19 protein-coding genes are annotated in these 24,848 nt (G+C 60.9%); 8 read left to right on the forward strand and 11 right to left on the reverse strand.

The features are described from left to right. Positions 1–385: 385 nt before the first annotated feature. Entirely contained in the window at positions 386–2,425 is a 2,040-nt protein-coding gene (locus tag HJ536_RS13215) for a multicopper oxidase family protein (RefSeq protein ID WP_177158064.1), read from the forward strand. A gap of 12 nt (positions 2,426–2,437) precedes the next feature. Here HJ536_RS13215 and HJ536_RS13220 read toward each other — a convergent pair whose 3' ends face one another. Beyond that, entirely contained in the window at positions 2,438–2,881 is a 444-nt protein-coding gene (locus tag HJ536_RS13220; RefSeq protein WP_177158065.1) for a MarR family winged helix-turn-helix transcriptional regulator, read from the reverse strand. Between the two features lie 149 nt (positions 2,882–3,030). On the opposite strand from HJ536_RS13220, the gene HJ536_RS13225 reads away from it, so the two are divergent. From HJ536_RS13225 to map, 4 genes are all read left to right on the forward strand, one after another. Continuing rightward, positions 3,031–4,935 carry an FAD-binding monooxygenase gene (locus tag HJ536_RS13225; protein WP_177158066.1) on the forward strand — a complete coding sequence of 635 codons (1,905 nt, stop codon included), beginning with the start codon at positions 3,031–3,033 and terminating at the stop codon, positions 4,933–4,935. A 200-nt stretch (positions 4,936–5,135) separates the two neighbouring features. Further along, on the forward strand, positions 5,136–5,990 hold the full coding sequence (locus HJ536_RS13230; protein WP_177158067.1) for a hypothetical protein: 855 nt from the start codon (positions 5,136–5,138) through the stop codon (positions 5,988–5,990). Between the two features lie 98 nt (positions 5,991–6,088). Then, on the forward strand, positions 6,089–7,087 hold the full coding sequence (locus HJ536_RS13235) for an aldo/keto reductase (RefSeq protein ID WP_177158068.1): 999 nt from the start codon (positions 6,089–6,091) through the stop codon (positions 7,085–7,087). Positions 7,088–7,156: 69 nt separating this feature from the next. Further along, complete coding sequence (map, locus tag HJ536_RS13240; RefSeq protein ID WP_177158069.1) at positions 7,157–7,906, forward strand: type I methionyl aminopeptidase; 750 nt, start codon at positions 7,157–7,159, stop codon at positions 7,904–7,906. 12 nt (positions 7,907–7,918) lie between these two features. Here the strand turns inward: map and HJ536_RS13245 are convergent, their stop codons facing one another. The 4 genes from HJ536_RS13245 to HJ536_RS13260 form a co-directional block, all read right to left on the reverse strand. After that, the gene (locus tag HJ536_RS13245) at positions 7,919–11,551 is read right to left on the reverse strand and encodes a hypothetical protein (RefSeq protein ID WP_177158070.1); all 3,633 of its coding nucleotides are present in this window, start codon (positions 11,549–11,551) and stop codon (positions 7,919–7,921) included. A 248-nt stretch (positions 11,552–11,799) separates the two neighbouring features. Then, entirely contained in the window at positions 11,800–13,065 is a 1,266-nt protein-coding gene (arsJ, locus tag HJ536_RS13250) for an organoarsenical effux MFS transporter ArsJ (RefSeq protein ID WP_177158071.1), read from the reverse strand. Beyond that, the gene (locus HJ536_RS13255; protein WP_177158072.1) at positions 13,062–14,060 is read right to left on the reverse strand and encodes an ArsJ-associated glyceraldehyde-3-phosphate dehydrogenase; all 999 of its coding nucleotides are present in this window, start codon (positions 14,058–14,060) and stop codon (positions 13,062–13,064) included. The genes arsJ and HJ536_RS13255 overlap by 4 nt, the downstream gene beginning before the upstream one ends. An 8-nt stretch (positions 14,061–14,068) precedes the next feature. Continuing rightward, positions 14,069–14,893 carry an arsenate reductase/protein-tyrosine-phosphatase family protein gene (locus HJ536_RS13260; RefSeq protein ID WP_177158073.1) on the reverse strand — a complete coding sequence of 275 codons (825 nt, stop codon included), beginning with the start codon at positions 14,891–14,893 and terminating at the stop codon, positions 14,069–14,071. 197 nt (positions 14,894–15,090) lie between these two features. Here HJ536_RS13260 and glf point away from each other — a divergent pair, with 197 nt between their 5' ends. From glf to HJ536_RS13275, 3 genes are all read left to right on the forward strand, one after another. Continuing rightward, positions 15,091–16,263, forward strand: coding sequence for a UDP-galactopyranose mutase (gene glf, locus HJ536_RS13265; protein ID WP_177158074.1), 1,173 nt, complete (start codon positions 15,091–15,093; stop codon positions 16,261–16,263). 160 nt (positions 16,264–16,423) lie between these two features. Continuing rightward, positions 16,424–18,094 (forward strand): alpha/beta hydrolase family protein, encoded by a 1,671-nt coding sequence (locus HJ536_RS13270; RefSeq protein WP_177158075.1) that lies wholly within the window; start codon positions 16,424–16,426, stop codon positions 18,092–18,094. Positions 18,095–18,223: 129 nt separating this feature from the next. Then, positions 18,224–18,922 (forward strand): tellurite resistance TerB family protein, encoded by a 699-nt coding sequence (locus HJ536_RS13275; protein WP_177158076.1) that lies wholly within the window; start codon positions 18,224–18,226, stop codon positions 18,920–18,922. Between the two features lie 55 nt (positions 18,923–18,977). Here HJ536_RS13275 and HJ536_RS13280 read toward each other — a convergent pair whose 3' ends face one another. The 6 genes from HJ536_RS13280 to HJ536_RS13305 all read right to left on the reverse strand — a co-directional run bounded on the left by HJ536_RS13280 (position 18,978) and on the right by HJ536_RS13305 (position 24,844). Continuing rightward, positions 18,978–20,129 (reverse strand): zinc-dependent alcohol dehydrogenase family protein, encoded by a 1,152-nt coding sequence (locus HJ536_RS13280; protein WP_177158077.1) that lies wholly within the window; start codon positions 20,127–20,129, stop codon positions 18,978–18,980. 99 nt (positions 20,130–20,228) lie between these two features. Then, positions 20,229–21,683 carry a xylulokinase gene (xylB, locus tag HJ536_RS13285; protein ID WP_177158078.1) on the reverse strand — a complete coding sequence of 485 codons (1,455 nt, stop codon included), beginning with the start codon at positions 21,681–21,683 and terminating at the stop codon, positions 20,229–20,231. Positions 21,684–21,737: 54 nt separating this feature from the next. After that, positions 21,738–22,415 (reverse strand): HAD family hydrolase, encoded by a 678-nt coding sequence (locus tag HJ536_RS13290; RefSeq protein WP_177158079.1) that lies wholly within the window; start codon positions 22,413–22,415, stop codon positions 21,738–21,740. A 46-nt stretch (positions 22,416–22,461) separates the two neighbouring features. Continuing rightward, entirely contained in the window at positions 22,462–23,523 is a 1,062-nt protein-coding gene (locus tag HJ536_RS13295; protein ID WP_177158080.1) for an ABC transporter ATP-binding protein, read from the reverse strand. A gap of 12 nt (positions 23,524–23,535) precedes the next feature. Then, positions 23,536–24,588 (reverse strand): NAD(P)-dependent alcohol dehydrogenase, encoded by a 1,053-nt coding sequence (locus HJ536_RS13300; protein WP_177158081.1) that lies wholly within the window; start codon positions 24,586–24,588, stop codon positions 23,536–23,538. A gap of 4 nt (positions 24,589–24,592) precedes the next feature. Then, positions 24,593–24,844, reverse strand: a complete 252-nt coding sequence (locus HJ536_RS13305; protein WP_228028719.1) for a DUF2160 family membrane protein — start codon at positions 24,842–24,844, stop codon at positions 24,593–24,595. Positions 24,845–24,848: the final 4 nt, after the last annotated feature.

The following is a 24,848-nucleotide window of genomic DNA, read 5'->3' on the forward strand; positions in this document are numbered from 1 at the left end:
GACGAATGACGTAACGTTCCCACATAAACCAGTGGTCCAAACCGTCCCGCGCTGCTTTCCGGATGTAAGTCAAGCTGTCTAGTTAGTGGTCCTCTTTCGTCCACTTGGTGCCAGATCATCCAAGCCACACAATTTTCGCGTGCACTCCATGCGGAATTTGTGATGCTTCTAATTTCGAAACAAATTCATTGCGTATATCGGCAATCTCTAGCGCGGTGGCGGGATTTGCGCCGTCTGCCTGCTGCGGGACGCCCCAAGTTCGAAAAAAGTCCCCGGAAATTCGGTCTATTGTTTCCATTAAATCGTGGAATCAACCTAAAGTAGAGCGTACCTTAACCAATAAACCAAAGTTTATACCGTTCATTTTTTAAAGAGGATCACGAAAATGACCGCTATTGGCCAGCGCGTTTATGATGACTACGCATTTACAAACGACTTACCAATCAATCCCAAGATCGACACACGGTACACCCGGACCCTGACGTTACAAATCCAAGAGGGCGAGCAGTTCCTCGGGATGTATGACGAGGCCGGGCACAAGCTGAAAACCACAGTTTGGGGCTATTCGGTTCCGGGAATGACACCGGGCTTCCACGGCCCGACCATCGTGGCTTATGAAAACCGTCCACTCAAAATCACTTGGGAAAACAAACTGGACGTCGACGCCCACCTGCTGCCGGTGGATGAAACGATCCACATGGCCCATCCCACCGAAGGCTCGATCGCGAACGGGGTCATTCCGATCGTCAGCCACCTGCACGGGGGACACACGGACGCCGATTATGATGGCGGTCCCGAGGCGTGGTACACGCCCGATGTGACCACCTCGACGAAAACCACTCTGCTGTCCGGGTCGGCTCTTGGGTCGTTGCCGATCGTGGGCGGGCTGATCAGCTCGATCGAGAACTGGTTCTCGTTCAGCAAAACCTGGTACAAACAGAGCGGCAGCTACACCGCCCCCGACGCCACCCCCGGCAGCACCGGGTCGGACTATGTGGGGAACACCTTTACCTATGACAACGACCAGCAATCCGCGCCGCTGTGGTACCACGACCACGCACTGGGGATCACGCGCCTGAACGTCTATGCGGGTCTGGCGGGGATGTACCTGCTGCAGGACTGGGACCGGATCAATCTGGCCAAAGAAAACATCCTGCCGAACGTCAAGGATGTCGTTGATATCGTCATTCAGGACTACTCCTTTGACGATGCGGGGAACCTTTACTACCCCGGCCATGCTGGCGACATGCTGCCCGATGGCTCTGGCACCATGGTCATGGACGAGATCGACGACGAGTTCTACGAACAGAACGGCATGGACGCGGTGTCGGCGCTGCCCGAGTATTTCGGCGATGTGATCCTTGCCAACGGGATGGCCTGGCCCAAACTGGATGTCGCGCAGGGCGAAGTGCAGGTCACCCTGCTGAACGGGTCGGACTCGCGCTTTTACAAGCTGCAGCTGGATAACCCCAACATCCGCGCCACTCTGGTCGGCACCGAAGGCGGCCTCTTGCCCAACGCGCGCAAGATCTTTGACGGCGACGGCGTGCAGGAAAAGAACGAGTTCCTCATTCTGGCGCCCTCCGAGCGGGTCGAAGTGGTGTTCGATTTCTCGAAACTGTCAGATGGCGAAAAGGTCACCCTGCTGAACACCGGCCCCGCGTGGGAGCCCTATAAGGGCATCAACTATGCCACCGGCGAGCTGAACGTCGCCGAAGCGGCAACCATCGATGACTCTGTTGGCTCGATCCTGCAGTTTGTCGCGGATTCCAGCCTTGAGGCCGAGAACCTGCTGGTCAAGCACAACACCAAGCTTGATAGCGACTATGCCTCGATCAAGAAGCGCGACATCGACCACACCCGCAAACTGGGTCTGTTCGAGGGCACGGACGAGTTCGGCCGCATCAAACCCCAGCTTGGCACCGCCGAAGCGGGCAAAGTGCACACCGACGAAATGACGCCGGATGGCAAGTTCGGTCCGCTCAGCTGGATGGCCGACACCACTGAGAAAGTGCAGCTGGGGGACTCGGAATACTGGGATATCTTCAACTTTACCGAGGACGCGCACCCCGTGCACATCCACCTCGTGCAGTTCCAGAACGTCCGCAAATACGCGATCGACTTCGAAGACAACGATGAAAACGGTGTTCCTGACGATCTGACCGGCGACGGCAAGATCACATATGGTTACGAGCGCAAAGGTGCCGTGCTTGGGGAAACCTGTGACATCATGGTCTTTAACAAGAAAAGCCTGCCCTTCCGCGCCGAGGAAAAAGGCTGGCAGGACACCACGATCGTTGGCCCCAAAGAGATGCTTCGCGTTGCGGCCACCTATGACAAACCCGGCGAGTTTGTCTGGCACTGCCACATCCTGAGCCATGAGGATAACGACATGATGCGCCCCTTCCTGGTGGAAGAGGTCTAAGGTCTTGGCCGGTCAGGGCAGTTCGCTCTGGTCGGCCGCCGCATTGATCACCTTGCGGGCGAGGGACAGGAAGATCTCGACCTCGGCCGCATCCAATCCCCCCAGCACTTCGGTTTGCAGGTCTGTCACCACGGGCAGAACCTGATCGAACGCTGCTTGGCCTTGGGCAGTGCCGCGCACCTCTTTGGCGCGGCGGTCCCGTTTGCTGGTTTGACGCTCGACCAATCCCTTCTGCACCAGCCTGTCGATCACCCCGCCAATCGTGGCGCGGTCATAGGCGATGTGCGCCGCGACCCCCGCCTGATCAATCCCGGGGTGGGTCAGGATCGCCTCGAGCGCCGCGAATTGCACAGAGGTCAGGTCCATTCCCATCTCTTGCATCCGGCGGGTGAAGACCTGCGTGGAATGCTGGTTGAGTCGCCGGATCAGGTGGCCCGCCATGCTGTGCGCTTTCATTTTCGCCTCCTAAAAACCTGAGAAAACCTATGCAAGACAGTATATTGACGGAAAATGATTTGTATACTTATTTATGTTGACCGAAAATAATAAGTATAGATACTAATTTCCCGAAGGCCGCCGCACCTGCGGCCCAAGGGAGGGACACCATGCAATTCTATCTGAACGGTTTTCGGGGCGGCGATCCTGACATCCAGAACGCAGCGCCGAACCGCCGCGACCGCACCCGCTTTGCCCCTTTGCCGGACAAGGTGGACGTGCTGATTGCGGGCTGCGGACCGGCGGGCCTGTGTCTGGCCGCGCAACTGGCGCAATACCCCGAGATCGACACCATGATTGTCGAACGCAAACCCGGCCCCTTGGAAAAGGGGCAGGCCGACGGTGTGAACACCCGCACGATGGAGATGTTTCAGGCCTTCGGGTTTGGCGAGAAGGTCAAGCGCGAGAGCTATTGGGTGAACCAGACCACCTTCTGGACGCCCGATCCGGCGAACCCTGCGCATATCCGCCGCGTGGGCCGTGTGCAGGACGTGCCGGATGACTCTTCGGAAATGCCCCACACGCTGATCAATCAGGCCCGCATCCACGAGCTGTTCCTGGATGTGATGAGCAACTCTCCGTCCAAGCTGGAGCCCGAATATGGCTGGCAGGTCGTTGACCTGACCGTCGATCCGACCACCGACGATCACCCCGTCACCGTGACGCTGGAAAACACCAGCATCAACCCCGGTGACCGCAAGACTGTGCGCGCAAACTATGTGGTTGGCTGCGATGGCGCGCGGTCCAATGTCCGCACCGCCATCGGGGGCACCTTGCACGGGGATGCGGCGCATCAGGCATGGGGCGTCATGGATATTCTGGCCAACACGGACTTTCCGGACATCCGCCAGAAATGCCTGATCGCCTCGGCCACCGAAGGGAACATTCTGATCCTGCCCCGGGAAGGGGGCTATCTGTTCCGCATGTATGTAGAACTGGAAAAGCTGAACCCCGACGAGCGGGTCTCTAGCCGCAACTTCACCGCCGATCATATGATTGCCGCCGCCAACCGGATCATGGCGCCCTATACCGTAGATGTGAAGCAAATCGTCTGGTGGTCCATCTACGAAATCGGCCACCGCCTGACCGACCGTTTCGATGACGTTCCCGAGGGCGAAGATCGCAACCCCCGCGTCTTTACTGCAGGCGACGCCTGCCACACCCACAGCCCCAAGGCGGGGCAGGGGATGAACGTGTCCATGCAGGATACCTTTAACCTTGGGTGGAAGCTGATCCACGTGCTGACCGGCCGCGCCGATGCGCGTCTGCTGCGCAGCTACTCGGCCGAACGCTGGGTCGAGGCAAAGCGCCTGATCGACACCGACCACGCTTGGGCGCGGATCATGTCGGCCCCTCCGGGTCAGTCGAAACTGGACGGCGCAGGGATACCGCGCTTCCAGAAGCAGTTTATCGAGAACCTCGAATTTACGGGCGGTCTGGCGGTGAAATACGATCCTTCGGATTTGGTTTCGACAGCCGCCCATCAGGATTTGGCCACCGGAATGCCCATCGGCAAGCGGTTCCACTCGGCCCCGGTTGTGCGATTGGCCGACGCGATGCAGATGCAACTGGGTCACGTGGCCGAGGCCGACGCGCGCTGGCGGCTCTATGCCTTTGGCGGACGGAACGACACCTCTGAGGGCGGGGCGATCCACGATTTGGCGGACTGGCTGGCGCATGATCCGGCCTCGCCCATCGTGCGGACGCGCCGCGCAGGCGAAGACATCGACGCGCTGATCGACGTGCGGGCCATTTTCCAGCAGACCTTTGACCAGCTGGCGTTTGAAAACATGCCCGCGCTGCTGAAACCCGAGAAGGGTCGCTATGGCCTGTGCGACCATGAAAAGGTCTTTTGCACCGATCACAAAGGGCTGGGAGACATCTATGATATGCGTGGGATCGACCGGGAAAACGGCTGCCTGATCGTGGTGCGTCCCGACCAGTATGTCGCCCATATCCTGCCCTTGGACGGCTATGCAGAGCTGGCCGCGTTCTTTGCGCCCATCCTGATCTGACGGGCCCGCATCGGTAACTGTGACCTACACTCCACAGGCCCGCGTCATGACATCGCCGTGATTGGACATTGGCGCGGGCCTGATCTCTATTTGCAACTGCAGCATGGGGTGATTTGCGCCCCGATGCCGTGCGCGGCCAAGGCAGTGCCGCGCCATCCCCAGAACAAATAGACCTCCTCAGGCTTTCAGAGAGATACCGGATGAAACGCGCGATCCTTGGCACTTTGGTCACGGTCTGCATCGGCACGGGTGCGGCAGCGGAAATGTGTGATTATCGCCCTAGTGCGCTGATGGGGGCAGGGGCCAACGCGGCCAAACAGCACTCGGGCGCGGCGGTGGCAACGGCTGGCTCGGCGGCCAAGGCAGCCGGATTTTACACCCTGACCCAAGTGGTAAGTGGCGGCACCGTCACCGCGGCAGGTGCGGCTGGCGCAGGCGCAGCGGCCACCGGCACCACAGGGCTGCTTGGCAGTATGGGCGGCGTTGCGGCGGTTCTGACGGCCCCCGCCACCATCATCGGGGCGGCTGTGTTGGGGGGCGGCAGCCTGATTTACGAAGGCTACTGCTATTACGCGGTGGATGACCGCAAAACCGACCCCGCCGAGGTTTTGCCCGTTTTGCAGAACCTTGGCGAAAACGCCGATCCCGACTTTTTGCGGTTCGTGGACCTGACCGTTCCCGCAGACCAGTTGGATGAGTCCGTCACCAAAGAGGATCTGGAGATCGGCGAAACCCACATCCTGAAGGTCGCCAAGGAGTGGAACACCCACGGCCACCCGATGACATGGACCAACTATCGCGCCTCGCGCCTTTATATCGTGAACGGACAACTGAGGTACAAGGATTTCGGCCGCGACACCCGTATCGGGGACCTTGGTTTCGTCGTCGCCCAAGCGGGCGCGGATGCCTCCAATCCCGAGGCTGCGGTTGCCCCCGAAGGCATCGTGTCTGATCTGCCCGTCGAGGCTCCGACCGAAACGCCTGCCGAGGCCACCCTGCCAGAGGCCCCTGCCGTGGAAATGCCCGCCGAGGCTCCGGCGCAACCGGCCCAATAACGCGCCTTTGACGCCTCGCATCCGGATGCGGGGCGTTTTTCCCTTTGCCTGCCGGCTGATCCGGTGTTCGATGCCCGAAGCAACCAGAAGGAGCTTCCATGGAACAGCGCCCCCTTGGCCATACCGGCAAAAACGTGTCCTCCATCGGCCTCGGAGGCATGAGCTTTTCCGATTTCTATGGCAAGACCAGCCGTGAAGAGTCCTTTGCCGTCATGGACTTGGCACTGGAGCTGGGGATCAACCACATCGACACCTCGAACATCTACGGGATGGGCAGGTCCGAGACTGTGATCGGCGAATTCCTGAAGGCCCACGGCGGCGAAAGCCCCTTTGTCATCGCGACCAAGGCGGGGATCACTTCGGACCCCGAGACCGGCGCGCGCTGTTATGACAACTCCGAAGCGCACCTGCGGCGCGAGTTGGAGGGCAGCCTGAAACGCCTCGGGCTCGAGCAGGTCGATCTGTTCTACATCCACCGCCGCGACACCCGCATCCCGATCGAGGACGTGACCCACACGCTGGTCACCCTGAAGCAAGAGGGCAAAATCGGCGGCTTCGGCTTTTCCGAAATCGCGCCCTATTCCCTGCGGCAGGCGGCGGACATCCATCCGGTGGATGCGGTGCAGAACGAATATTCGCTGTCAACCCGCCTGCCCGAGATGGGGCTCAATCAGGAATGCGCCCGTCAGGGGACCGCGATGGTGGCCTTTTCGCCGGTGGGTCGGGGCCTGCTGACCGACACGCCCCCCGATGCGACGCGTGCGGCGGGCAACCCGTTTCTGGGGAGCAACCCGCGTTTCGTCGGCGCCAATCTGGACCGGAACCTGAAGGCAGCGGCAGCTTTTGCGGCTTTGGCGGCCGAGATGGGCTACAGCACCGCCGGTCTGGCGAATGGCTGGGTTCTGGCGCAGGGCCAGCACATCCTCTCGATCCCCGGAACGCGCTCGGTGGATCACCTGCGCCAGTTGGCCCAAGGCGCGACAATGACCCTGTCCCCGTCGGACATGGCCCGCATCGAAGAGGTCCTGCCCGTGGGGTGGGCCGCTGGCGACCGCTATTCCGAGGCGCAGAACATCGGGCCCGAGCGGTATTCGTGATCAGAGCGGGCGGGACATTCCCCGCCCTCGCGGCTAAGGTCGCCGGATACATTCAGAAAAGGGCCCACCATGACCATCACCCAACCCGAGGAACTGGAGGCTCTGAAAGCGATCGGCCGGATCGTCGCGCGAACCATGCACACGATGGCGCAATCCATCGAACCGGGCATGACCACGCGCGAACTGGATGATATCGGCCGCGCCCTGCTGGAGGCAGATGGCGCCCTGTCCGCCCCTGAAAGCATCTACGACTTCCCTGGTGCGACCTGCATTAGCGTGAACGAAGAGGTGGCCCATGGCATCCCAGGTGACCGCGTGATTGCGGTGGGGGATCTGGTGAACATCGACGTCTCTGCCTCCAAGGACGGGTATTTCGCGGATACCGGCGCGACCTTCTGCGTCGGGGCGGTGCATCCGCGCTTAGAAAGGCTGTGCAAAGACGGGAAACGGGCCACCCAGATCGGGATCAATCAGGTCGGGGCCGGCAAGCCCTTGGCAGGGATCGGGAACGCGATCGGCAAATTCGCCAAGGATCGCGGCTATACCCTGATCCGCAATCTGGCCAGCCACGGTGTGGGCCTGTCCCTGCACGAATACCCCGAGGAAATCGCGACGTGGCCCACCCGCGGCGACCGCCGCACGATCACCAAAGGGCTGGTCCTGACGGTCGAGCCATTCCTTTCCACCGGCGGGCATTGGGCCGCCGAGGCAGAGGACCCGTGGACCCTTTATGCGGAACCACCGGCACCGTGCGTTCAGTACGAGCACACCGTTGTGGCCACGGACAAAGGGCCGATCATCGTGACGCTACCCCACTGACCCCGCGGGGGATCAGAAGATTTCGTAGACGATATAGGGGCGGATTTCCTCGATATCGTCGATGCCCTTGAAGCTGACAAAGTCCTGATCCGACAGGATCAGCGTCAGCATCCCGTCGATGATATCGACTTGGCCGGGCAGGGCGCTCGTGGGGGCAAAGGTGCTGTCCATACCCATCCGGCCCGCATCCGCGTATTCCGGCATGTAGGTAAAGACCAGCGTATCGCCTTCGTCCCCGTTGAAATCAGTGATGATATCCCAGCCGGGGTTGGTCTCCATCACAAAGCGGTCGGCGCCCTCGCCGCCGGTCAGGATGTCGTTGTCTGCCCCGCCATTCAGTTCGTCGTCGCCAATACCCCCGAGCAGTTCGTCGTTCCCACTAAGGCCATAAAGGGTGTCATTGCCCTTGCTCCCGTCCAGAGCGTTATCGCCGCCACTGCCGTAGATTGTGTCGCCCGCTGTGCCGCCGCGCACGCATTCGATGCTGTCCCAGACGTCGCCTTCGAGATCGCCCGGGATGATGCTGCCTCTGGCCAGATGGATCCACAGAGACTCGTCAAAGTTCGAGAAGTCCACCCAGTCATTGCCCGCCCCGCCATAGTACATGTCGTTGCCATCGCCAGCTGTGTAAACGAACGTGTCGCTGCCCGCGCCGCCGTACAGGGTGTCGTTGCCAAGGCCCCCTTGCAGGGTGTCGCGCCCGCCCTCGCCATAGATGATGTTGTCATCGCTGCCGCCGGTCAGGTAGTCGCCATAGCTGGTGCCGATCAGGCCTTCGACCCCGTCGACGCGGATCGTGCCCTCTCCGGTGTTTTGGGCGCGCGTGAGCCCGAGGTTGAACGTGACCCCTTGGATCGCGTCGTCAAAGCCGAGATAGTCGAAACCGTCTTCGCCATAGACATAGTCGGTGCCGATGCCCGCAATCAGGGTATCGCTTCCCGCCCCACCATAGAGCTGATCGGTTCCGCCTGCCGCGACCAACCGGTCCTCGCCATCGCCGGCGACCAGAGAGTTGTCTGAATCGTCCCCGATGATGGTGTCGTTCCCGCCATTGGTGATCACAGTCTCGAATCCGTAGATTTCATCGGTGCCCTCGCCGCTGGCGGTGCTTTCGGCAAGGTTAACGGTGATATCCGCCTCGGTTCCGAATTGCAGCGTGTCCCAGCCGGCGCCGCCATACATGGTGTCGTCGCCCATGCCGCCCTGCACCGTATCAAGGCCGTCATTCGCGACCAGAAGGTTGTCGCCGCTCGAACCTGTGATGCTGTCGTCGCCATCGCGGGTCTCGACCTCTTCGATGTTGGCGTAGCTGACGATCAGGCCGTTTTCGTCATCATATTTCAGGTCCTCGAGCGTGACGACGCGGTTCATCTTTCCCAGAAAGATCAGGCGGTCATAATCATCGCCGCCGTCGATAAACTTTTCGCCCGTTTCGACGTAGAACCAATCTTGGCCTCCGCCCCCTTCCAGAGTGTCGGTGCCACTGCCTGCATAGATGGTGTCGCTGCCCCTGCCGCTCTCGACCCGGTCGTCGCCAGGGCCAGTGTAGATTTCGTCGGCTCCATTCTCTCCGTATATGGTGTCGTCGCCTGCGCCGCCGATCAGGGTGTCCCCATCGTTGCCGCCATACAGGACATCTGCGCCTTCTCCGCCTTCGATGCTATCGGACCCTATCCCGCCGTAGAGTTTATCGTCCCCTCCTTTGCCCAGAATAGTGTCGTCTTGGTTCCCGCCCGTAACGGTCTCGTCGGCTTCTCGACCCGAGAACATCAGCGCCAAGCTCAATTCGACGTTGATCTGCTCGAAGTTTTTAATTCGGCCAGAGTTTCTCGGGGTCAGATTGTCCAGACCTACGTCATAGGCGTACCGATTATTGTCCGTATTGATAGACACAAGCCTGGTTCCGAAGTGGTTGAAAAGAACCCCATCCGATCCATCTTGACCGTCGATCGTGGAAAGAACCTCATAGACTTTGAAAGTATCGTCGTTTTCACCGCCGCGGACAACATTGTCACCGGCCAAGACCTTGAGAACATCTTCCCCGAGACCCCCCGTCACAGTTATACTGCCGGTGTTGACGCGAATTTCGTCATCACCAAGGGCGCCGTCGACGAATGTGAAGTTGTTGTCACTGTCCTGCTCCAGGATGAACAGATCGTTTTTCGCAGAACCAAGGATTTTTTCGAAGCCCGAGAAATCCACAACCTTCGCATTGCCGGTGGAGTACTCTGTGATCAAATGGGTGCCGAGGTCGAGTTTAAAACCGACCACAAGATCAGTACTGTTGAATTTCAGAATGTCTCTTCCGTTTCCGCCGATCAGCGTGTAGTTTTTCGATGAAATCTGGTTGATGATCATCGTGTCATTTTGTTGCTGGCCGTCAAAGGTGCCGCCATCAGTGACCCAGATGGTATCCGCGCCCCTGCCGCCATACACAAGGTCCACCCCGTCGTCCGCGATCAGAGTGTCTTTGCCGTTTCCGCCAATCAGCGTGTCATCACCATCGCCCCCATAGAGCATGTCATTGCCGCCATCGCCATAAAGCTTGTCGTCGTTCGCCTCGCCGTAAAGGGTGTCTTTGCCGCCGTACCCACGGATGGTGTCATTGCCGCCGCCGGCCTCGACCATGTTGGCAGCGCTGTTTGCATAGATTTTGTCTGCGCCATCGTCCGAGATGACGTCCTCGATGATCGAGCCATCGAAAATATAGAGGTTCCGCGTTCCCGCCACGATGTCCGAATAACTGTTAGGTTTCAGCCGGACAACGCTGCCGTAGCTCAGATCAACCTCGGACGAGCGTAGGTTCAGGGTATCGTGCCCGCCTGTGTCAATGATCGTCAGGCCGGGCGTATTATGAAAGCCTTGCTCGAGCTGACGTTGATCAAAGCGGACGTCGAAAACATCATTCAAGAAGTCATGGCTGGCAGTCCCATTAAAGCCCCAGCGCGTGTCGTCCTCTTCCATGCTGAAGTCGATGTTATAGGTTAGTGCCAACGCACGCAGATCGACCTCGCGATATCCCGCCGCGCGATGGCTGAATCCAAAGCCGTCCTGTCCGAATTCGTCCGGCTCGATGTAGGACATGATGGACCAGCCGCTGCTGTCATTTGTAAATGTCCGCGCGGACCCGTGGTCACCGGATCCGTTGTACGTTCCCAAGTGTCCAAGCCCCAACAGATGGGACATTTCGTGGATAAATGTGATCACATAATTGTGGTGTGCATAAGGGTCATCAAAATCAAAGGCATCGGGTTCATACAGAATATCCGGATTGACCTGATAATAGCCTGCATCCCCGAACCAGCCTAAGTCGGGCTCCGCATGTGCGTAGTCGGTGCCCCAATCCAGAAAATCTTCTTTGTGGATATTCACATCCCCATCGTCCCCATCGCCGACGCGGTAGCTGATCGTGATGTTCAGGACGTCGGCCACATAGCCGAACGCTTCGCGGACGATTTTTTTCATCTCCTCGGGGATGCTGTCATCCTCGTCGAAGTGGACCGTCAGGTGGTTGTTCTTGGCGTGGTCGCCAGAGCTCGAGAAGTTGAATTTGCGCCAGTGGCCGTCCCCAGGTACGGTCAACGCTTCTTCCCAATATCCATTCCGGACGAAGTCCACCATGTCACTGACTGATCCGCGCCGCATGTGCTGACTCCTCGGGCTGGGTTTCGTTAGGACAAGCCTAGCAAGGAGCGGAAATATCTTGGGGGTGTCGGGTCTTATCTTTGGTTGTGAGGGGGGTGGAATTCGGGCGGGGGTATACCTGACCGAAGTGCCGGACCGCCTGTTTCGGCGGCATTTACCCTGCGAGATGGCCGGTTTTTTAGGCCGACCTATTGGCCCCGCACGAGGGGCTTCGAGGGGCCGTTTTGATCGGCCCCTCGAAACAGTTTTCAAGCGGTTTGTGCAGTGGCCGGATCGGTCAGGCGCCCTGCGATCAGCGCCGACAGCGCGACCATCACCGTCGCTGTGCCCATCACCATCGGCAGGCCCCCGATCTGGTAGGTCAGGCCCGACAGCAACGTCCCGATCAGGCGCCCCGCGGCGTTCGCCATATAGTAGAACCCGACATCCATCGTGACCCGCTCGGACTTGGTAAACGCAAGGATCAGATAGGAATGCAGAGAGGAGTTCACCGCGAAGATCCCGCCAAACACCAAAAGCCCGATCACTAGCGTCACCGTCAGCCACATCTCTGGGGCAGGGGACATCGCCACGGCCAGGGTCAGCGCCGCCGGAACTACGAACAGCAGTCCGGCCCAAGTGCGGGCAGCGCGGATCAACTCGCCCTCGGGGCGGGCATTGGCGCGCAGGATTTTGGGCGCGTTGGCCTGAACGACACCGTAAAGGATGATCCACAGCGCCATGAACGTCCCGATCATGAAGAACGCCGCGCGGTTGCCTGCCTCGGACCCGTCAGACAGCACCGCATAGAAATAGATCGGGATGCCGACCACGAACCATACGTCCCGCGCTCCGAACAGGAACACCCGCGCGGCCGACAGCCAGTTCACATTGGCCGATTTCGAGAACACTTCCGAGAATTTGGCCCCCTTGCGCCCCTTGGGCAGGCCCGAGGGCATGAACAGCACCACCGCGCACAGGATCACGGCCAGCACGATCGCCATCCCCAGAACCGCGCCGACAAACCCGAAGACCGCCAGCAAGGCGGCCCCCAGCAGAAAGCCAACCCCTTTGACTGCGTTCTTGGAGCCTGTCAGTACCGCAACCCAGCGGAACAGCCCTCCGCCCGTGGTTGGAGCCAGCAGCTTGACCGCGGATTTCGATGACATCTTGGCCAGATCCTTGGCGACGCCGGAGAGGCCCTGCACCCCCATCACATAGGCGACCGACAGACCGATCCCCCACGCGGGGTTCAACTGGGACAGCGCCAGCAGCGCCACCACTTGCAGCCCCAGCCCCGCATAGAGCGTCGAGGTCAGCCCGAACCGCGCCGCGATCCATCCCGCGCCAAGGTTGGTGACCATGCCCGCAACCTCATAGAGGATGAACAGATAGGCCAGTTGCACCGCGCTGAACCCCAGCGTGTGAAAGTGCAGCAGGACCAGCATCCGCAGCGCGCCATCGGTCAGCATGAACGCCCAATAGGCCGCCGTGACAGCGATATAGGCCGACAGGCCCTCGGGGCGCTGGCTCACAACGAGGCCCCGACCATCAGCGCCACGTCGATCAGGCGGTGCGCATAGCCGTATTCGTTGTCGTACCACGCATAGATCTTCAGCTGGGTGCCGTTCACCACCATGGTCGAGGGCGCATCCACGATCGTAGAGCGTTTGTCATTGGTGTAATCGGTAGAGACCAGCGGGCGGGTCTCATAGCCCAGAATGCCCTGCAGCTCGCCCTGCGAGGCTGCCTCGAAAGCCGCGTTAACCTCGGCCTCGGTGGTGGGGCGCTCCAGCTCGAACACGCAGTCGGTCAAAGAGGCGTTCAGCAGCGGCACGCGCACCGCGTGACCGTTCAGGCGGCCTTTGAGCTCGGGGTAGATCAGGGTAATTGCGGTGGCGCTGCCCGTAGTCGTCGGGATCAGCGAGTTCAGCGCGGAACGGGCGCGGCGCAGGTCCTTGGCCGGTTTGTCCACGATGGTCTGTGTGTTGGTCACGTCATGGATCGTGGTGATCGAGCCATGCTTGATGCCAAAGGTTTCGTGGATCACCTTCACGACCGGCGCAATGCAGTTGGTGGTGCAGGACGCGGCGGTGACGATGCGATGCTCGGCGGAGTTATAAGTGTCGTTGTTGACGCCATAAACGATGTTTGCGGCGTTTCCGTCTTTGACGGGGGCGGAGACGACCACCTTTTTGACGCCAGCCTCGAAGTAGGGCGCGATCTTGGCTTCGGTCTTGAAAACGCCGGTGCAGTCGATCACCACATCCACGCCGTCCAGCGGCAGATCGGCAATATCGCGGGCACCCACAAAGGGAATGCGGGTGCCGTTGATCGTGACGCTGCTGTCATCATGCGAGAAGTCCGCATCCCAACGGCCATGGACGGTGTCAAACTCCAGAAGGTGGGCGTGCATCTCTGGGTCGCCGACAGCATCGTTGATCCAGGCGATTTTCGCGCCGCTTTCCAGCAGGGGTTTGAGGGCCAGTTTGCCCATACGGCCAAGGCCGTTGAGTGCGTATACAGTCATGGTTCTTCTTACTCGGTCTGGTCGCGGCCGATGTCATCGACGGCGGATTGCAGGGCAAGGCGATCAAGGCTGGAGACATCCAGCGCGGTGAACACCTCGATCCGGCGCTTGAGCGCGCCGTAAGCATGTTGGAAAGCCAGCGCCTTTTCGGCGTCGGTGCCTTCGGCTTTGACGGGGTCGGGCATGCCCCAGTGGGCGCTGACAGGCTGCCCCTCCCATGCGGGGCATTCCTCGTTTGCGGCGGTGTTGCAGACGGTAAACACGAAGTCGAACACGGGCGCATCGGGGCCGGTGAATTCGGACACATGTTTGGACCGCAGGACATCGATATCATGCCCTTTGTCCGCCAGAACCTGCACCGCAAAGGGGTTCAGTTCAGTGTTCGGCCGCGTTCCCGCCGAATAGGCATTGAAGCGGTCCCCTGCCAGCTGGCGCAGCAGGGACTCTGCGAAAATGGAGCGCGCCGAGTTGCCGACGCAAATGAAAAGGACGTTGTATTTCCGGTCAGTCATAGGAACATTTCCCGCGCTATTGGGCATACACAAGTCAGGGCGGCCGCGGCAGCAGTCCACCAGCAGGAAATCGAACATCTGTCGTACGTTCGCCATATCCGCCGTGTAGAGCAGCGATGTGCCCACACGGGTTTGCTGCACCAGTCCGGCGCGCTGAAGCACCGCCAGATAGGTGGACATGGTGCTGGATTTGACATCCAGCGCAGTGGCCAGTTCGCCAGCCGGAACACGATCCGGATACCGGCGCATCAAGAGCCGGAACACCGCCAATCGTACCGGATGGCCAAGGGCTGTCAGTTGGTCATGTGTTTCGATTTCCATATTTCATGAATTACTGAAATAAAGGAGTCGCGCCAAGTGAATGTTTTGTAACGGGCCTTGGGACACTTATTTGCGCGCCAGAATTTCGTAGCAAAACATGGGCAAAGCTTCGCCGCCGAGAATACCAGCCTGACATTGCAACAGATGGTAAATTCGGCTCTATAGGGCCCGACATGTTTTGACGAAGGTATTCGACGATGACTTTAGCATCTTCCGCCGCTAGCAAGGTTCTGATCGTGGGCGCAGGCCTGTCCGGAGCCGTGATTGGCCGCCATCTGGCCCAGTCGGGCTACGAGGTTAAAATCGTCGACAGCCGCGACCATATCGGCGGCAACTGCCACACGGAGCGCGACGCGGAAACGGACGTGATGGTGCACATCTACGGTCCGCACATCTTCCACACCGATGACGAAGAGGTTTGGAATTATGTGAACGAATTCGAAACCTTCATGCCCTACAAGAACCGCGTGAAGACCACCTCGAAGGGGCAGGTGTTTTCGCTGCCCGTAAACCTGCACACGATTAACCAGTTCTTTGGCAAAACCATGCGCCCCGACGAGGCGCACAAGTTCATCACCGAAGAGCAGGCTGACACCTCGATCAGCGATCCGCAGACCTTCGAAGAGCAGGCGATGCGTTTCGTCGGCAAGGATCTCTATGAGGCGTTCTTCAAGGGCTACACCATGAAGCAGTGGGGCTGTCACCCCAGCGAACTGCCCGCCTCGATCCTCAAGCGTCTGCCTGTGCGCTTTAACTACGATGACAACTATTTCTTCCATAAATTTCAGGGGATGCCCGAAAACGGCTACACCGTGATGATCGAGCGGATGCTGGATTGCCCCGGCATCACCGTGGAGTTGAACACCACCTTCACCGCCGATATGGCCGAAGGCTATGACCACGTGTTCTATGCCGGTCCGCTGGACGGGTATTTCGACTTCAAACTGGGTCGTCTGGGCTATCGCACTCTGGACTTCGAGCGGTTCAACTATCAGGGCGACTATCAGGGTTGTGCGGTCATGAACTATGGCGAGGTGGACGTGCCCTACACCCGCATCACCGAGCACAAGCATTTCGCTCCGTGGGAAAGCCACGAGGGGTCGGTCTGCTACCGCGAATTCTCGCGCGAGGCAGAGCCCGCCGACATCCCCTACTACCCGATCCGTCAGGTCAAAGAAAAAGCCCTGCTGAACGAATACGTGGATCTGGCCAATGCGACCGACGGTGTGACCTTTGTGGGGCGCCTCGGCACCTACCGCTATCTCGACATGGACGTCACCATCCGCGAGGCCTTGGACACCGCCCGTGGGTTCGTTGCGGCCCGTGAGCAGGGCGACAAGGTTCCCGCCTTCTTCGTCGCGCCGGTTTGATCAACGCCTTGGCGGCGGTCACACGCGGATTGTTGCCATAAACGACACAAAGTGAATTAAGTGCTTTGATGGTCGGCCCGAAATCGGGATCATCCCCCTTGGATGGTTCAGATTTCGGGCCGGTCTCGTTTTATTTGCTTGGTTCATTATGGTGTTCTTGATGTCTGCTTCGGGCAACGCGCTGGATCGCGCGATCTCTCTTTCCATTGCTGGAACCTTTTCCCATGTCGTCTACGGCGAGGACCGCCTGCCCGCAGCCTATCGCGGCAAGGGCGATGGCGGGATGGATGACGATTACTCGGGTTATCTGGCCAAATCGGCTTGGACGGTTCTGACTCCGAAATTGTCAGGTTCCACAGGCACCTATGCCAAAGGCGGGCTCTATAGCGGGGACATCGGCAGCGGGGATTTCGATGCTCAGGCGCTGGTGGCGGAGACGACCCTGAAGGACGGGACCAAGGTTCTGGTGCTGACCTTTCGCGGGACCGATGATACGCTGAACGCGATCAAAGGGCAGACGTTTACCAAGTCCGGATTGCAGGCCTATTACGACGGGTTCTCGGCGCTGCTGGATGCGGTGGTTGCCTATGCGAACAAGGCATCGAACGGAATTGACGCGGTTGTGGTGACGGGGCACAGCCTTGGCGGGTCGATGGTGGACCTGTTCATGATGCAGGATCGTAGCCGTTTCAGCGACAAACTCGACGTTCAGGCTGTGGCAGTGGGTTCGGCGGGGCTGGTGAGTTCGCTGGTCAAAAACGTTGATCTGACAGGATATACAGCGGTTGCCAATGACGGTGATCTGGTGGTCGATCCGACCCTCAAGAACAGCTGGCTGGCCACGCAGGTTCTGCGCGCGAATGTGCATATCGGCGACGATCTGGTGTTCGAAATGCAGAACCTGAACTCGGTTCCCAGCGGCTCCAGCGTTTATAGCGTGACCTATCCCGTTGGCCTGCAACACGAAAGCAAACTCTATTCCGAGAACCTGATCGCGCTCGGGACGGACCCTTTGGCCGGGTTCTTCAAGGGGGATCGGGTGATCATGGGGAACGGGATCGACGCGGATGGCGACAATGTCGAAGCGACCGGCACCGACAAGGATGACCCCAGCGCCGACGACAAAGGCAGCCGTGCGCTGACTGGCACGAATGGCACGGATTACATCATCGGGCGCGAAGGGAATGACGCCTTGCTCGGGAGGGGCGGCGCGGACCTGCTGTCCGGTGGCAAGGGCAAGGATACCCTGAAGGGCGGCGATGGCGCGGACCGTTTGGATGGCGGCTCCAGCAATGATCAGCTGTGGGGCGAGGGCGGGAATGATCGCCTTTGGGGTGGGGACGGGAACGACCGGATCAGCGGCGGCGGCGGAAATGACAGCGCCGCGGGCGGCGATGGCAAGGATCAGCTCTACGGTGGCACGGGCAAGGACGTGCTGAAGGGCGGCGCAGGCGCGGACAAGCTCTATGGCGGGGACGGGAACGATGCCTTGGGCGGCGAGGGCGGCGCGGACCTGCTGTTCGGAAACCGTGGGAACGACATCCTGCGCGGCGGTGATTATCGGGACACTCTGGTCGGAGGCGAGGGGAATGACACGCTGGTGGGCGACACCGGGCCCGATGTGTTTGTGTTCAGCGCGGGCGACGGGCGCGATGTGATCCGCGACTTCGAGTTGGGCATGGACCGGCTGTCCTTTGACGGGCTCAAGGCGCGCGACCTGCATCTGTCATATTCCGGCGATGATACGGTGATCCGTGCAGATGGTCTGCAGATCACGCTGAACGGCGTGCATCTGGACGGTCTGGACAGCGCCGATCCGCTGTTCGGTTAACCCGTTCGGCGGAAAATCCGGCCTTGGACGTAGAATATGTGAACGGGCTTCGGCCCTGCTTGCGGTTGAACGGGCCGTGCAGGGTCCCCATCTGAAACCCGACACCCTGCACAAAAGGAACCAGACCTGATGGACGTGAACAAACTGCTCGAAAGCTTCCTTGGCACCCAGCGGCCTGCTCAGGACGGCACAGCCAGCCAGTCTAACGGACTGCCCTCGGGGCTCGTGGGCGGGGCGGCTGCGGGTGGTTTGATTGCCCTGATGCTTGGGTCGAAAAAAGCCCGAAAACTGGGGGGCAAAGCCATCAAATACGGTGGCATGGCGGCGGTCGCGGGGCTGGCCTACAAGGCCTATTCCGATTGGCAGGCGCAAAAGGCGCCCACCGCGCCTTCGGGTCCGCTGGAACTGCCCAAGCCCGCCCCGAACAGCGGCTTTGACATCGAGCATGACAAGGACGTCGCCGGTGCGGATTTCCGTCTGGCGGTCATGCGGGCCATGATATCCGCTGCGCAAAGCGACAACCATATCGACGCCGAGGAACACAAGCGCATCCGCGCTCAGGTGGAAAATCTGGGACTGGCGGCGGCGGAAAAGGCAACCCTTTATGAATATTTCGGGGCACCTTCGGATGCGGCGGCGATTGCAGGATTGGCGCGGACTGACGAACAGCGCGCCGAGATTTATTTGGCCTCGGCCCTGTCGATTGATCCCGATACGACCGAGGAACAGACCTACCTGACCGCCCTGGCGCAGCACCTGAACCTGCCTGCGGGGCTGCGCGGTCACCTAGATGCCGAAGCCGCTGCGGCCCGCGATCAGATGGTGTGACCCTGCGCTAGACCGAAAAGGGGGCCGCCCTAGAGCGACCCCACAAGTGCCGGATTCAGTCCATCGTGATGATGTGCCGGATGGTTTTGCCCCCGGCCAGCAGATCGAAGGCGGCGTTGATATCCTCTAGCGGACCGCTTGAAGTCATCAGCCGGTCCACCGGCAGCCGCCCCTGTTTGTACAGGGCGATATAGCGGGGGATGTCCCGCGCGGGCACGCCGCCCCCCAGATAACTGCCCCGAATGGTGCGTTCTTCGCCCACCAGACGGACCTGCTGGATCGAGACGTTGACCGACGGGTTCGCAAGGCTGGCCGTCACCGTCTGCCCCCCGCGCCGCGTGATGTTGTAGGCAAAGTCAAAGGCCGGCCCGACCCCCGCCGTTTCGATCGCCGCATGAACGCCGCCGCCGGTCAGGGCTTTGACCTGATCCACCGCGCCTTTGGCCCGTGAATTCACCACGGCGGTCGCACCCAGTTCCTTGGCAAAGGCCAGTTTGCTATCGTCTACGTCCACCGCAATCACCTCGGCAGCGCCAGCGGCAAGGGCGCCAAGCACCGCCGACAGCCCCACGCCGCCCAAGCCGACCACCGCCACCGTCTGGCCCGGCCGGACTGCCGCCGTATTCACCACCGCGCCCATGCCGGTCAGGACGGCGCAGCCGAAAAGGGCGGCTTTGTCCAGCGGCAGATCCTTGTCAATTTTGACCAGAGATCGCGCGGACACCACCGCATATTCCCCAAAGGCCGACACGCCTACATGGTGAAAGACCTCCTGATCGCCCGCATGCATCCGCACGCCGCCGCCAAGCAGTTCGCCCTGATTGTTCGCAGCCGCACCGGGTTCGCACAGGGCCGCGCGGCCTTCGGCGCAGGGGGCGCAGTGGCCGCAGGACGGCACGAACACCATCACCACATGGTCCCCGACGGCCAGATCGCGGACCCCTTCGCCGCATTCGACCACAATACCAGAGGCCTCGTGCCCCAACGCCATCGGGGTCGGGCGCGGGCGGTCCCCGTTGATCACCGACAGGTCGGAATGACAAAGGCCCGCAGCAGCGATTTTTACCAACACTTCGTCGCGGCCGGGGGGATCAAGGCGCAGATTCTCGATCGCCAAGGGCCGCGTTTGCGCATAGGGCTGCGCGACGGGCGCATGGTGTAGAACGGCCGTGCGCGTCTGGCGCACTGCGGGCGATGTGTCGGTCATGTTTCCTCCCATTCCATCAAGGTGATGGCTCCGGTTTCCAGCCTAAGCCATTCCGAAGAACACGGTCAAAAGGAACGCGACGTTGTAGGGCTTCGGGGATTACAGAGGCGCCTGTTTTTGCCAATGATAGCTGGCGCGAAAGGCATCATAGGCGCTGTCAAACGTCCCCTTCAGCGCGGTGACGGGCTGGATGCTGGCGGACAGGGCGGGCGGTGTCATGATGTCTGTGACGTCGGTGCCTTGATCGGCGGCGATCCCCAAGCGGGCTGCGCCCAAAGCCGCCCCGAATTCGCCGGAAGCAGGCAGGCGGATGGGCGTGTCCAGCACCGTCGCGATCAGCGACAGCCAATAGGCTGACCGTGTGCCGCCGCCAATCGCGATCAGCTCGTCAAAACTGGCGTTGGTGGCGCGCAAAGCCTCAAAGCTATCGCGCAGGCCAAAGGCAACGCCTTCGAGAATGGCGCGGGTCATGTCGGCGCGGGTCGTCCCTGCGCTAAGGCCCGCGAAGTTCCCGCGCACGTTGGCGTCGTTGTGGGGGGTGCGTTCGCCAGACAGATAGGGTTGGAACCGAGTGGTGCCGGGGGTGATCAGATCAGGCCCCAATGCGGCGGTCAGTTCTGCGGGTTTGGCACCTGTGATGCGGGAAAACCAGTTCAGACTGTCGGTCGCGGACAGCATCACGCCCATCTGGTACCAGCGGCCGGGAATGGCATGGCAGAAGGTGTGCACTGCCGTTTCGGGGGCGGGCGCATATCCGTCCCGCGCCGCCAGCAGCACGCCAGAGGTTCCAAGCGAGACAAACCCCTGTCCTTCGTTCAGCGCGCCGATCCCGCAGGCTGCAGCGGCGTTATCGCCCGCGCCGCCCGCGATGACCACGCGTGGGGACACGCCCCAGCGGTGGGCCAGTTCGGGGCGCAAGGTGCCTGCGGCCTCGGTCCCCTCGACCAAGCGGGGCATTTGATCGCGGCGCATATGGCCAAGGGTCAGCAATTCGTCCGACCATTCCCGTTTGCCCACGTCCAGCCAAGAGGTGCCCGCGCTGTCAGACATGTCGGCCACATGGTCGCCGGTCAGATACAGGTTCAGGTAGGCAGCGGGCAGCAGCACTTTGGCGATGCGCTCGAAAATTTGGGGCTCGTGGGTGCGGACCCATTCCAGTTTGGGCGCGGTAAAGCCGGGAAAAACGATGTTGCCAGACAGATCGCGGACGTTGGGGGTGCGGTCCAGTGCGGCGGCCTCGGCGTGGGATCTGCTGTCGTTCCACAGGATGCAGGGGCGCAGAACGGTGTCGCTGGCATCCAGCAAGGTGGCCCCATGCATCTGCCCCGCCACCCCGATCCCGCGCAGATCGGCGAACTGGGGATAGGTGGTGCGCAGCTCCTCGACCGCGGAATCCAGCGCGGCGATCCAGTCGGCGGGGTTCTGTTCGGACCAGCCGGGATGAGGATGGGACAGCGGATAATCGCGTTCGGTCGCGCCGATGGGCTGGCCTTCGGCATCGACCAACAGGGCGCGCAGGCCCGATGTGCCCAGATCAAGACCCAAATAGCTCATGGCTTTACTCGTAACTCGTTAGCTGACCTGTGATTTATCATACAACTTTTCCCTTCACCGGATCAACATGGCATTCAGAGTCTCGGGGATCGTGTCGCAAACGCGCTCGGCCCCCTTGGACAGCAGTAGGGTGCGATGGGCTTCGCGCATGGGGTCCAGATGGCTGCCTCCGACGAAACCGACCGCCCGCATCCCGGCGGCAAGGGCGCCTTGGATGCCGTGGGGCGAGTCCTCCATCACCACGCAATCTGCGGGATCGACACCCAGTTCTCGGGCGGCAAGCAGAAAGAGATCGGGCGCAGGTTTGCCCCGTTCCACCTGATCGGCGCTGAACGCGGCCCCTTGAAAATAGCCGGCCAAGCCCGAAACACCCAGCGTTTCCCCCATGCGCCGGATCGATCCACCGGTCGCAATCGCCACGGGAATGCCCATGTCCCGCAGGGTGTCCAGCATGGCGGCTGCGCCCTCGATCTGGCGCAAATCCGTGCGGTAGCGGGCAAAGAGGCGGGCCTCTACCCGATCCACGAAATCATCGGCGCAGGTCTTGCCGGTTTGCTCGGCCACATGCTCGCAGATCACCCGCATCGACACCCCCAGAAAGCGGTCCCGAATGTAGTCATAGGTCACCTGAGGGGCGCCCATATCCTGAATTTCTTCGGTAATTGCGCTGATCGACAGGATTTCGCTGTCCACCAGACACCCGTCCAGATCAAAGATAACGGCTTGAGGCATTGGCTTTCCTTGGCAGAGAGGGGCGCCGCGCGGGCGCCCCTTTTGGTCACAGGCGCTGCTCGGACACGCGGTCGAACAGGTGAACATTCGCGGGGTCGATGGCAAAGTGGACCTCGGCGTTCGGGGCCGCTTTGAACCGGTCTTTTACCATGGCGTCGATGAAGTCGCTGCCATGTTTCGCAAAGACCTGGGTTTCCGATCCGGTCGGCTCGACCACAACCACGCGCAGGGGCACCCCGTGATCGGCGATCGAGATATGCTCGGGGCGGATGCCATAGGTGACCTTGGTGCCATCGGGCACCGAAGTGTGGGGCAGGGGCAGCATCAAGCCGCTGTCCGAGCGGAACTGGCGCAGTCCGCCCTCGGTCACGATGGTGCCGTGGATGAAATTCATCGAGGGAGAGCCGATGAACCCCGCCACAAAGACGTTTGCAGGGTTGTCATACAAATCAAGCGGCGCACCGATCTGTTCGACCCGTCCGTCCCGCATCACGACGATTTTGTCGGCCATGGTCATGGCCTCGATCTGGTCGTGGGTCACGTAGACGATGGTGGTGCCAAGGCGCTGGTGCAGTTCCTTGATCTCGACCCGCATGGTGACGCGCAGTTTCGCGTCGAGGTTCGACAGCGGTTCGTCGAACAAGAAGACCTGCGGATCGCGGACGATAGCGCGGCCCATGGCGACGCGCTGGCGTTGGCCGCCGGATAACTCCTTGGGGTAGCGTTTGAGGTACTTGGTCAGATCCAGAATATCGGCGGCGCCGCGCACTTTCTGATCAATCTCGTCCTGCGGCCGTTTCGCCATTTTCAGCGGGAAGCCGATGTTGTCGTAGACCGTTTTGTGGGGATACAGAGCGTAGCTCTGGAACACCATCGCGATGTCCCGTTCCTTGGGCGGGACGTTATTTACCACGCGCTTACCGATGGAAATGGTGCCGTCGCTGATCTCTTCCAGACCTGCCAACATCCGCAGCAGGGTGGATTTGCCGCAACCCGAAGGGCCGACCAGAACCACGAACTCGCCGTCGTTGATGTCCACGTTCACGCCGTGCATCACCTGAAGCGAGCCGTAGCGCTTGATCACGTTGTCGATTTTTACCTGAGCCATTGGGGTCGTTCCTTATTGCGGCAGTTCGATCTGCATCTTCACGTCGGCCACAGGGGCGGACGCGGCGATCTCGAAGGCGCGCACAGAGTCGTTGAATTCGAAATTGCGGGTGATCAGCGGTTTCACGTCGATGGCCCCGCTGGCCAGCATCCCCACGCAGCGCGGGAAGACATGGGCGTAGCGAAAGATATTCTCGACCCGCGCTTCGCGGACCATTGCCGCGCCCGCGTCATAGGCGATGGGATCGGCCTGTCCGCCGATGAAGACCACGCAGCCACCGGGGGCCAGCGGCTGGAACACGCCAGCTGCGGCTTTGGGCGCGCCGGTGGCCTCGAACACGATGTCTGCGCCCCAGTTTTCGGTCGCAGCCATGACGGTGGCGGTCAGGTCGTCTTTGCCCGCGTGGACGGGGGTGATAGCGGGGGACAGGCTGGCAGCGATCTCTAGTTTTTTCTCTGCCAGATCGGTCACGAAGACCCGCGCGCAGCCTGCGGCCAGCGCCGACAGGGCTGTGACCAAGCCGATCGGGCCAGCGCCCAAAACCACCGCCACATCACCCGGTTTGACCCGCGCTTTGGTGGCCGCGTGGACGCCCACTGCGAGCGGTTCGACCATCGCGCCCTCGGCAAAGCTGACGTTATCGGGCAGCTTGAAAGTGAAATCGGCCGGATGCACGCAGGTCGGGCGCAGGACGCCGTGAACGGGGGGCGTTGCCCAGAAGCGGACGGCGGGGTCGATGTTGTACATCCCCAGACGCGCGGCCTTGGAGGTGGGGTCGGGGATGCCCGGCTCCATACAGACGCGGTCGCCAATCGCCAGATGCTGCACGTCAGAGCCAACCTCGATCACTGTGCCTGCCGCCTCATGGCCAAGGATCATGGGTTCGGTGACCTCGAACGGGCCGACTTTGCCGTGGGTGTAGTAGTGCACGTCCGATCCGCAGATGCCGACGGTGTGCAGCTTGATCCGGACATCGCGGGGGCCAAGAGTTTCCTCGGCCTTCGAGATTTCGGGGAAATCGCGCAAGGACAGCTCCAGCTTGCGCTCCATCACGAGTGACTTCATGGAATTAGCCTTTCGAAATGATCAGCACGGCCAAGGCCAGCGCGATTGCGTTTGAAATCCAGATGCTCAGGCCCATCGGCTCGATGAACCGGAACCACAGCAGCGAAAGTGCGACCCAGATGACGACCGAGATGAACAGGCGGTCGAACCAGTTGGTCTCGATCGGCAGGAAGCCGGCTTTGGAGGAGGACACCGCAGGGGTGTCCTCTTCTTCGTGGTGGGCCGAGGACAAGGGCGTGTTATCGTGATTGCTCATGGGG

The organism is Donghicola mangrovi, assembly GCF_013377535.1.
GTDB lineage: Bacteria > Pseudomonadota > Alphaproteobacteria > Rhodobacterales > Rhodobacteraceae > Donghicola > Donghicola mangrovi.

Excerpts from the sequence above, each read along its gene's own strand:
- HJ536_RS13215 (WP_177158064.1), top strand. The coding sequence starts at position 386 with ATGACCGCTATTGGCCAGCGCGTTTATGATGACTACGCATTTACAAAC.
- HJ536_RS13220 (WP_177158065.1), bottom strand. The coding sequence starts at position 2,881 with ATGAAAGCGCACAGCATGGCGGGCCACCTGATCCGGCGACTCAACCAG.
- HJ536_RS13225 (WP_177158066.1), top strand. The coding sequence starts at position 3,031 with ATGCAATTCTATCTGAACGGTTTTCGGGGCGGCGATCCTGACATCCAG.
- HJ536_RS13230 (WP_177158067.1), top strand. The coding sequence starts at position 5,136 with ATGAAACGCGCGATCCTTGGCACTTTGGTCACGGTCTGCATCGGCACG.
- HJ536_RS13235 (WP_177158068.1), top strand. The coding sequence starts at position 6,089 with ATGGAACAGCGCCCCCTTGGCCATACCGGCAAAAACGTGTCCTCCATC.
- map (WP_177158069.1), top strand. The coding sequence starts at position 7,157 with ATGACCATCACCCAACCCGAGGAACTGGAGGCTCTGAAAGCGATCGGC.
- HJ536_RS13245 (WP_177158070.1), bottom strand. The coding sequence starts at position 11,551 with ATGCGGCGCGGATCAGTCAGTGACATGGTGGACTTCGTCCGGAATGGA.
- HJ536_RS13255 (WP_177158072.1), bottom strand. The coding sequence starts at position 14,060 with ATGACTGTATACGCACTCAACGGCCTTGGCCGTATGGGCAAACTGGCC.
- HJ536_RS13260 (WP_177158073.1), bottom strand. The coding sequence starts at position 14,893 with ATGGAAATCGAAACACATGACCAACTGACAGCCCTTGGCCATCCGGTA.
- glf (WP_177158074.1), top strand. The coding sequence starts at position 15,091 with ATGACTTTAGCATCTTCCGCCGCTAGCAAGGTTCTGATCGTGGGCGCA.
- HJ536_RS13270 (WP_177158075.1), top strand. The coding sequence starts at position 16,424 with ATGTCTGCTTCGGGCAACGCGCTGGATCGCGCGATCTCTCTTTCCATT.
- HJ536_RS13275 (WP_177158076.1), top strand. The coding sequence starts at position 18,224 with ATGGACGTGAACAAACTGCTCGAAAGCTTCCTTGGCACCCAGCGGCCT.
- HJ536_RS13280 (WP_177158077.1), bottom strand. The coding sequence starts at position 20,129 with ATGACCGACACATCGCCCGCAGTGCGCCAGACGCGCACGGCCGTTCTA.
- xylB (WP_177158078.1), bottom strand. The coding sequence starts at position 21,683 with ATGAGCTATTTGGGTCTTGATCTGGGCACATCGGGCCTGCGCGCCCTG.
- HJ536_RS13290 (WP_177158079.1), bottom strand. The coding sequence starts at position 22,415 with ATGCCTCAAGCCGTTATCTTTGATCTGGACGGGTGTCTGGTGGACAGC.
- HJ536_RS13295 (WP_177158080.1), bottom strand. The coding sequence starts at position 23,523 with ATGGCTCAGGTAAAAATCGACAACGTGATCAAGCGCTACGGCTCGCTT.
- HJ536_RS13300 (WP_177158081.1), bottom strand. The coding sequence starts at position 24,588 with ATGAAGTCACTCGTGATGGAGCGCAAGCTGGAGCTGTCCTTGCGCGAT.
- HJ536_RS13305 (WP_228028719.1), bottom strand. The coding sequence starts at position 24,844 with ATGAGCAATCACGATAACACGCCCTTGTCCTCGGCCCACCACGAAGAA.